Below are 9,515 nucleotides of genomic sequence, written 5' to 3' on the forward strand. Positions count from 1 at the left end.
TCGGGTTCTACAAACCAGAAATGACTGCGTTTCAGATTAGTTTGTAACTGACTGCGTCAGTTACTACACTAATCTTCCAACGGTTCATTTCTACCGGTTTGTGTCACACCTTGTTTTCGTTGAACAGGTGTTCTATAAATGGTATGCTTATCAGTGAAACTATACGGGAAGGTGGCCTAATGATGGCATTGAATCAGTTTACTAAGGGGCTTAATGATCGACAAAAGGCAGCTGTTGAGCATACCGAAGGGCCGCTATTAATTATGGCAGGTGCTGGTAGTGGGAAAACACGTGTTTTGACGCACCGCATGGCCTATATTTTAAGTGAAAAAGAGGTGAATCCTTGGAATATTCTAGCGATCACTTTTACGAATAAGGCCGCTAAGGAAATGAAAGAACGGGTTTCAGCTTTGGTAGGTCCGGATGCCAATGATATGTGGGTTTCTACTTTTCACGCTATGTGTGTACGTATTTTAAGAAGAGAGGCTGAGGCAATTGGTTTTACCCGGTCCTTTACTATCGCTGATCCATCAGAACAACAAACGCTGATCAAACGTATTATAAAAGAGTTAAACTTAGATAAGGATAAATTCTCTTATAAAATGTTACTAGGGCGTATTTCTGATGCGAAAAATAACTTAATGCTGCCAGATGATTATCGAAAAAATTATACAGGGTATATAGAGGATGTGGTGGCAGATGTATACGAACGCTACCAAAAAGGCCTTCAGGCAGCGCAATCTTTTGATTTTGACGATTTAATTATGTATACTGTTAAATTATTTGACCAACAGCCAGATATTTTGAAATACTACCAACAAAAATTTCATTATATTCATGTAGATGAATATCAAGATACTAACGAAGCCCAATATAAATTGGTTAAACACTTAGGTGGTTACTTTTATAATGTGTGTGTAGTAGGGGATGCTGACCAGTCGATTTACGGGTGGCGTGGTGCTAATATGGAAAATATCTTGAACTTTGAAAAAGATTATCCAAACGCAACCACAATCCTACTAGAACAAAATTACCGGTCGACAAAAAATATTTTGCAGGCGGCCAATAATGTGATTAATCAAAATACTTATCGTAAAGACAAGACGCTATGGACAGACAACGATAAAGGCGAATTAATTTCCTATTACCGTGCTCAAAATGAGCGTGATGAGTCAAACTACGTTATCAGTAAAATTAAAGCGACTATTCAAAATCAACAGCTCAACTACGGAGACTTTGCTATTCTTTATAGAACCAACGCCCAGTCTCGTGTAATGGAGGAAAATTTGGTAAAGGCCAACATGCCTTACCGAATCGTTGGCGGACTAAAATTCTACGACCGTAAAGAAATTAAAGATATACTCGCATACCTACGCTTACTTGCTAATCCATTGGATAACCTATCTTTTACCCGAATTATTAATGTACCAAAGCGTGGTATTGGCCCAGGAACCTTGGATAAATTAAATACATTTGCCAGCCAACAGGGGATTTCTCTTCTACAGGCGGCCTCACTAGTAGACCATTCGCCAATTACAGGTAAAGGTGCGACGAATTTAAAAGCTTTCAGCAAGATGATGGCCAATCTAGAAGCACAACGGGCCTTCTTACCTATCCAAGACTTGGTAGAAGAAGTTTTAGAAAAAACAGGCTACCTAAAAGATTTGGAAAAACAAAAAACATTGGAAGCTGACGCACGAATTGACAATATTCATGAGTTTATCTCGGTTACGCAAGAATTTGATAAACGTTGGGAAGCTGAACGGGAAGAACGGGAACAAGCAGCGCAGATTGAAGCGCAAGAAGAGGCAGACCGTCCAGTAGACTTACAAGATGCAAGCCTGAACCAAGCTGCCCCTAACCAAGAAAATACCCCACTAAATCCAGATGGCACCTTTAATTTATTTGACTTAGAAGGCATTCAGGCAGAACTAGATAGTGTAATGGATACCAATCCAGCCGAAGATGATGCTTTAATGGGCTTTATTACAGACTTATCATTGGTTTCTGACTTGGATAGCCAACAATTGGACCAACAAGGGGAATTAACTTTGATGACCTTGCATGCAGCTAAAGGGCTAGAATTCCCAGTTGTTTTCATCATTGGCATGGAAGAAGGGATGTTCCCATTAGCGCGCGCCGCTAAGGAAGAATCTGAACTTGAAGAAGAACGGCGACTAGCTTATGTAGGGATTACTCGGGCTGAACAAAAATTATATTTAACTAACTCATTATCCCGCTTACTTTATGGGAAATACCAGTCTAATCCTGTTTCAAGGTTTATCAAAGAAATTGATGATGCATTACTAGATGACAGTGAAAACGAACGATCTGTTTTCCAACCTAGTGGTCAAGCGGATTTACCCTTCGGACATCATACAGGATCTACCTTTGGTAATTCAACAAACTTTGCGTCAACTTACGGTAGCAAACAAAGAAGAACGACTAACACCTATGAAAAGGCGAACGCCAAGTCCTACTATGACCGAAAAAAAGAAGCGAAACGGTCAGTATTTGATCCCGTGAATGGCAATAAAGATATCGAAACAGTAGATGGTCCAGTTACTTGGGCGATTGGCGATAAAGCCGTCCACAAAAAATGGGGTGTAGGGACTGTTGTTAAGGTTCAAGGATCCGGCAACGAACAAGAGTTAGATATTGCTTTCCCAAATCAAGGTATTAAGCGACTATTATCTGCTTTTGCACCAATTCAAAAGCAAGCATAAAGAAAAAATCACGGAATAAAAGGAGATTGAACGATGACCAAGGATGACCAACAAAGTATTGATGTTGCACGCATTGAAACCTTAACCCATCAGTTGAATGATTATGCCTACCAATACTATGCCTTAGATAATCCAAGTATTTCGGATACCGAGTACGATAAACTTTACCGTGAGTTACAGGATTTGGAAACAAAATATCCAACTTTCATCCAAGCAGAATCGCCTACACAACGAGTGGGTGATGTCGTCAGTGAAGCATTCACCAAAGTAACCCATTCACAACCGATGATGTCATTAGCTAACGCTTTTAATTTTGAAGAGGTAGCTAAATTCGTAGCGGATGCCAAGAAAAGTATTGGAGACCAGGTACAGTTTGTATGTGAGTTGAAAATTGACGGTTTATCAGTGGCCATTCAATATGAGAATGGTCGCTATGTCAGAGCAGCTACTCGTGGAGATGGGGTTGTTGGTGAGGATATTACCAACAATGTTCGTACAATTAAATCTGTCCCTATGAAATTACGCCAAGACATAGATATTGAAGTTCGCGGTGAAATCTATATGCCAAAGGATGCTTTTTTAGCTTTAAATGAAAAGCGTGAAGAAGCGGGGTTACCAACCTTTGCCAACCCACGTAATTCAGCCGCTGGTTCAATTCGTCAGCTAGATTCAAAAGTCACAGCAGGTAGAAATTTAAATATATTCTTATATTCAGGTGTCTTTTCTGACCAATTGCCGATTAGAAGCCAACAAGACCTATTTAAATATTTCCCTGACTATGGCTTACGGATAAATCCTCTGACGAGAGTTTGTGAAACATTTGAAGAAATTCAAGCTTATATCGAAGAGATGACAGCGAAACGCCATGAATTGTCATACGGCATCGACGGCATCGTTATAAAAGTGGATGATTTTGCTGACCAAGAGACGTTAGGTTATACAGTAAAAGCACCTAAATGGGCTATAGCTTACAAGTTTCAAGCTGAAGAAGTTGAAACTACGATTCGTGATATTGAATGGACAGTAGGTAGAACAGGTGTTGTTACACCAACTGCTATGATGGATCCCGTGTTACTAGACGGATCAACCGTTCAACGAGCTAGTTTGCATAATATGGACCTGATTGAAGCTAAGGATATTCGTTTAAATGATACAGTGATTATCCATAAAGCTGGAGATATTATTCCAGAAGTGGTGACGGTTGTATTAGATAAACGCAAAGAAGATTCACAAGCTTATCCTAAACCAACAACTTGTCCGGTTTGTCATAGTGAGTTAATCCATCTAGAAGATGAAGTAGCTTTACGATGTGTGAACCCAGCTTGTCCAGCTCAGGCGAAAGAAAAGCTATACCATTTTGTGTCTCGTAACGCCATGAATATTACTGGTGTAGGGCCAAGTGTTCTTGAACAAATGTATGATAAGGCAGATGTTCATAGTCCAGCAGACCTTTACCAAGTGAAAAAAGACCAGTTAATGGCCTTAGATAAAATTGGCGACAAGGCATCGGATAATATTATCCAAGCGATTGAAGATTCTAAAGCGAATTCCCTAGAACGTTTGTTATTTGGTTTAGGTATTCGTCATGTCGGGGCTAAAGCAGCTCGTCAAATTGCCGAAGTTTACCCAAGTATGCAAGAGATTATGACCAAAGATATTTCGGACTTTACCAGTATTGAAGGCATTGGCGAAACTATTGCGGATTCTATAGTGGCCTTTTTTGCTACAGATGGTGCCAAAGAAACGATTGAAGCGCTAGTGGATAATGGGGTCAATATGACCTACAAGGGTCCAATTAAAGCAGAAGTGGATACGATCGATTCCTTCTGGGCTGGTAAAACCGTTGTGCTAACAGGAAAATTGTCAGCATATACAAGACCAGAAGCTAAAAAAGCCATTGAAAATTTAGGTGGTAATGTAACGGGTTCTGTTTCTAAAAAAACCGATATACTCATTGCAGGGGAAGATGCTGGGTCAAAATTAACCAAAGCAGAGAGCTTAGGCATCACCATATTTTCTGAACAAGACATGGTTGACAAGTTATAATATAATAGACCAATAGAAGAAAATGGGAACTTGTGATTGGGGAGAAAACCAAGTTAAGAAAGGGAATGTCGTATTGAAAATCAAAAAATTCAAAACCTTATCTATATTATTGGTGGCGACCTTGGCCCTAGCAGCCTGCCAAAATGACCAAGCGGATTCAACCGAGTCAGCAGGATCAGCCAGCCAAACTTCATCTAATAGTGAAGAACAACAAACTAAAACAGATCAATTATCAACAGAATATTATCCATCATATATTAATGACGGTACTTACCAAGTCAATTCTGGTGCTGGTATAACTGCAGGAACATCCTCACAAGCCAATTCGGAGAATCTAGAGCGAGGGCTATACGACTTGGCGAAGAATATCTTCTCAACAGAGGACTATTCAATTCAAGAAGGACAAGTGCTTGGCGAAGAGAAAACAATCGCCTTCTTAAAAGCAAAATCTGATGACAACCCAGAAGGATTAAATCCAACTGACTCACTCTCCGAAACTTTAGATGGCTATGAACCTCGATATTTGAACGCGATTATGGAATATGATTTTGTGGACGAAAATGGTAAAATAGCTGGTATTTCAATCGGTTTGGGGATGAACTATTCGGATACCTTTAACTCAGGATCAGAGACAAAAGAAGTTGAAATTCCATCTGAAGAACGTATCGAGCAAGGGAAACAAATGGCGGAAACTATTGTAAGTAATATCCGTCAAGATGAAGCTTATGCCGATACACCAATTCATGTGGCTATTTTTGAAAATGAGGAGTCAGGTGACTTAGGAGGCGGTACTTTCAAAACAGATGCTGTTTCTTCAAGTGGAGACTCTTTTGGTGACTGGTCAACTTATAACCAAGACTTTGTTGTCTATGATGTAGATGACGCACCAAAAGAAGAAGATACTGTATCCTTCACCCGTTTCCGTGACCAAATCCAATCATTTTATCCACAATTATCAGGGTTATCAGGGGTAGGTTACTATCAAGATAATGAACAACAAAGCGTTAATATCGTGATCAATAGTCAGTTTGATGGTTATAGTGAAGTCATTGCCTTGTCTCAGCAAGCTATTTCAACCGCTAGCTCAGTATTCAACAACAATATTGAGATTCAAATTCAAGTGGTGACAGCTGACGGTGTACGGGCCCTATTGACGAGAGATAAAGACTCAGACACCTTCAACTATATATTAGTGGATTGAGATATGTAATATTTTATAACATAACTACCTCTTTTTCTCATGATCAAAAAGGGGTTGGTACTTGTTTGCTAGCTGATAGTAATAGAAAAAATAGGCAGAACAATAGGCAAGTTTCAGTGAAAGAGCTTGTCTATTCGTATTTGTAAGCTATTCTTAAGATAAAAGATTAAAAATACAAAAATCTACTCATGTAACCTTAATTAACATTGTTGACTTGAGCGGTTTGTGCTAAAATGAAACAGGTAAAATAAGGCGAAAACTAAGCTGAAGAATGAAGGAGGAACCCGTTATGTCAATTTCTGAAGAAGAAGTTAAACGGATTGCTAAATTAGCTAAATTCAAAGTGGAAGACCAAGAAGTCGATCACTTTACTGAAGAATTTGGAAATATTTTAAATATGACCGAAAAATTACAAGAAGTCGATACTACAGATGTAACGCCTATGTTTTGGGCAGTCGATTTTGAAAATGTGATGCGCGAAGATAAAGTTGTAAAAATGCAAACGCGTGATGAATTATTTATCAACGCCAAAACAACAGTCGATGGCTTTATCGAAGTACCATCAATTATTGATACAGATGGAGGCGACGCTTAATGGAAAAATTTACAGATACAATTCGCTCTTTAAATGAGAAATTAGTGGCAGGCCAAGTGACATCTGTTGAACTAGTGGAAGAAGCTATCCGCCGTATAAAAGCAGAAAATGACGTTATTAACGCTGTGATCACTTTAGACGAAGAAAATGCGCTAGCAAAAGCTAAGGTATCTGATGAAAAAGGTTACTCCTCAGACCGTCCATTACAAGGGATTCCGATTGGATTAAAAGACAATATTTTAACAAATGGTGTTACAACCACAGCAGCATCTAAGATGTTAGCGGACTTTGTACCAATTTATGATGCAACAGTTACTGAAAAATTAGCTGCAGCAGGTGCGATTAATATTGCTAAATTAAACATGGATGAATTCGCCATGGGTGGTTCTAATGAAACTTCTTACTTTGGCCCAGTTCGCAACCCATTTGACACAGACCGTGTACCAGGTGGTTCTTCAGGTGGTTCAGCGGCTGCAGTTGCAGCTGGTCAAGTGATTGCAACATTAGGTACCGATACAGGTGGTTCAATCCGTCAACCAGCAGCATACAACGGTATTGTAGGTATGAAACCTACTTATGGTCGTGTATCACGTTGGGGTGTCATTTCTTTTGCTTCATCACTAGACCAAGTTGGTCCTATGACACGTACTGTTGAAGATAATGCCATTATGTTAGAAGCAATTGCTGGTTATGATGACAATGATTCAACTTCTGCAAATATTGAAGTACCTAACTATGTAGCTTCTATGAAAGATGGGGTTCAAGGTTTAACTGTTGGTGTACCGGTAGAGTTCTTCGGCGAATCAGTGGATGACCAAGTGAAAGCGCAAGTCCGTGCTTCCATCAAGCAATTAGAAAATGCTGGTGCAACTGTTAAAGAGATTAGCTTCGAAAACTTAAAATATGGTATTCCAGTTTACTATATCATCGCTTCTGCAGAAGCATCTTCAAACTTACAACGCTACGATGGTATCCGCTATGGTTACCGTGCAGAAGACTTCAATGACCTAGAAGAATTGTATGTCAATACAAGAACTGAAGGTTTTGGTGATGAAGTAAAACGTCGTTTGATGACCGGTACTTTCTCTATCGCATCAGAAAACTTCGATGAATACTTCATGAAAGCAGCTAAAGTACGTATGTTAATTAAAGAAGCATTTGATAAAATCTTCTCAGAAGTTGATTTAATCGTATCACCAGTAACTACTGGAACTGCCTTTAAACTAGGTGAGAAAAATGATGATCCAATCGAAATGTACATTGCTGACTTATTAACAGTTCCTGTAAACTTAGCTGGATTACCTGGTTTATCAATGCCTGTTGGTTTTGACGACAAAGGTCTACCAATTGGTTTACAAATTATCGGTAACCGTTTCGAAGAAGAAAAGATTTACCGCGCAGCTTATGCTGTTGAACAAGTAAACGACGCTTATACTAAACATCCAGCAGAGTAAGAGGGAGGAAATTACATGAATTACGAAACAGTCATTGGACTTGAGGTCCATGTCGAATTAAAAACAGAATCAAAAATGTTCTCTCCATCTGCCGCATACTTTGGAGCAGAACCTAATACCAATACAAACGTTATTGACTTCGGTTATCCAGGTGTCCTACCAAAAATGAACCGTCGTGGGATTGAATTCGCTATTAAAGCCGCTTTAGCATTAAACTGTGAAATTAATCCAGTACAACACTTCGACCGTAAAAACTACTTCTACCCGGATAATCCAAAAGCTTTCCAAACTACTCAGTTATGGCAACCTATAGGTGAAAATGGTTGGATTGAAATCGAAGTGAATGGTGAAACGAAAAAAATCCGCATCGAACGTCTTCACTTAGAAGAAGATGCCGGTAAAAACATCCACGGTGCTGGCGACTCATTAGTTGACTTAAACCGCCAAGGAACACCATTATTAGAAATCGTATCTGAAGCAGATATGCGCTCACCAGAAGAAGCATATGCTTACTTGGAAAAAATCCGCGAAATCATCCGTTTTACTGGGGTTTCTGATGTAAAAATGGAAGAAGGTTCAATGCGTTGTGATGCCAATATTTCTTTACGTCCTTATGGCCAAAAAGAATTTGGTACTAAAAACGAATTGAAAAACTTAAACTCATTCAACTATGTTCGTAAAGGTTTAGCGTACGAAGAAAAACGCCAAGCACAAGTATTAAATGCTGGTGGCGTGATTGAACAAGCAACTCGTCGTTATGATGAAAGTACTGGTAAAACACAATTAATGCGTGTAAAAGAAGGTGCAGCTGACTACCGCTACTTCCCAGAACCAGACTTACCGCCATTTACGGTTTCTGATGCTTGGTTAGCGGAAATTCAAGCGAGCTTGCCAGAAATGCCGGCTGATCGTCGTAAACGTTATGTCGATACTTACGAATTACCTGAATATGATGCGCAAATCTTGACTCAAACCTTAGAAATGTCTGATTTCTTTGATGCTGCAGTGAAAGCTGGCGCTGATCCGAAACAAGCATCTAACTGGTTAATGGGTGAAGTGAATGCTTACATGAACGATAATGAAAAAGATCTAGACCAAATTGGTTTAACGCCAGAATCATTAGCGGAAATGATTGGCTTAATTGAAGATGGTACGATCTCAAGCAAGCAAGCGAAAAAAGTATTCAAGCTATTAGCGGACAAAGGTGGTTCTGCTAAAGAGGTTGTTGAAGCTGAAGGGTTAGTTCAATTATCTGATCCAGCACAATTGTTACCATTGATCACTGAAGTCCTTGATAACAACCAACAATCAATTGACGACTATAAAGCTGGTAAGAAGAAAGCAACTGGTTTCTTAGTTGGTCAAATTATGAAAGCAACGAAAGGTCAAGCGAACCCACAAGTTGTGAACCAATTATTAACGGAAGAATTAGATAAACGCTAATTCTGAACAAAAGAAAACAGGTTCTGTGTCAAATAGTGTTGGTGACCAAA

Annotated in this window: 6 protein-coding genes; all 6 read left to right on the plus strand. The window is 39.3% G+C overall.

The window, feature by feature from the left end; translation table 11 throughout:
• The first annotated feature begins 179 nt into the window (after nt 1-179).
• The 6 genes from HMPREF3116_RS03520 to gatB all read left to right on the plus strand — a co-directional run bounded on the left by HMPREF3116_RS03520 (nt 180) and on the right by gatB (nt 9,465).
• Nucleotides 180-2,726 carry a UvrD-helicase domain-containing protein gene (locus HMPREF3116_RS03520; protein ID WP_371440303.1) on the plus strand — a complete coding sequence of 849 codons (2,547 nt, stop codon included), beginning with the start codon at nt 180-182 and terminating at the stop codon, nt 2,724-2,726.
• A 33-nt stretch (nt 2,727-2,759) separates the two neighbouring features.
• Nucleotides 2,760-4,772 (plus strand): NAD-dependent DNA ligase LigA, encoded by a 2,013-nt coding sequence (ligA, locus tag HMPREF3116_RS03525; protein WP_070467820.1) that lies wholly within the window; start codon nt 2,760-2,762, stop codon nt 4,770-4,772.
• Between the two features lie 73 nt (nt 4,773-4,845).
• A complete protein-coding gene (locus tag HMPREF3116_RS03530; protein ID WP_168125783.1) occupies nt 4,846-5,973 on the plus strand; it encodes a CamS family sex pheromone protein in 1,128 nt (375 codons plus the stop codon).
• A 289-nt stretch (nt 5,974-6,262) separates the two neighbouring features.
• Nucleotides 6,263-6,568 (plus strand): Asp-tRNA(Asn)/Glu-tRNA(Gln) amidotransferase subunit GatC, encoded by a 306-nt coding sequence (gatC, locus tag HMPREF3116_RS03535; RefSeq protein WP_070467822.1) that lies wholly within the window; start codon nt 6,263-6,265, stop codon nt 6,566-6,568.
• The gene (gatA, locus tag HMPREF3116_RS03540) at nt 6,568-8,022 is read left to right on the plus strand and encodes an Asp-tRNA(Asn)/Glu-tRNA(Gln) amidotransferase subunit GatA (protein WP_070467823.1); all 1,455 of its coding nucleotides are present in this window, start codon (nt 6,568-6,570) and stop codon (nt 8,020-8,022) included. The genes gatC and gatA overlap by 1 nt, the downstream gene beginning before the upstream one ends.
• A 15-nt stretch (nt 8,023-8,037) precedes the next feature.
• Entirely contained in the window at nt 8,038-9,465 is a 1,428-nt protein-coding gene (gatB, locus tag HMPREF3116_RS03545; protein ID WP_070467824.1) for an Asp-tRNA(Asn)/Glu-tRNA(Gln) amidotransferase subunit GatB, read from the plus strand.
• Nucleotides 9,466-9,515: the final 50 nt, after the last annotated feature.

The organism is Aerococcus sp. HMSC10H05 (assembly GCF_001806975.1).
Classification (GTDB): Bacteria; Bacillota; Bacilli; order Lactobacillales; family Aerococcaceae; genus Aerococcus; species Aerococcus viridans_B.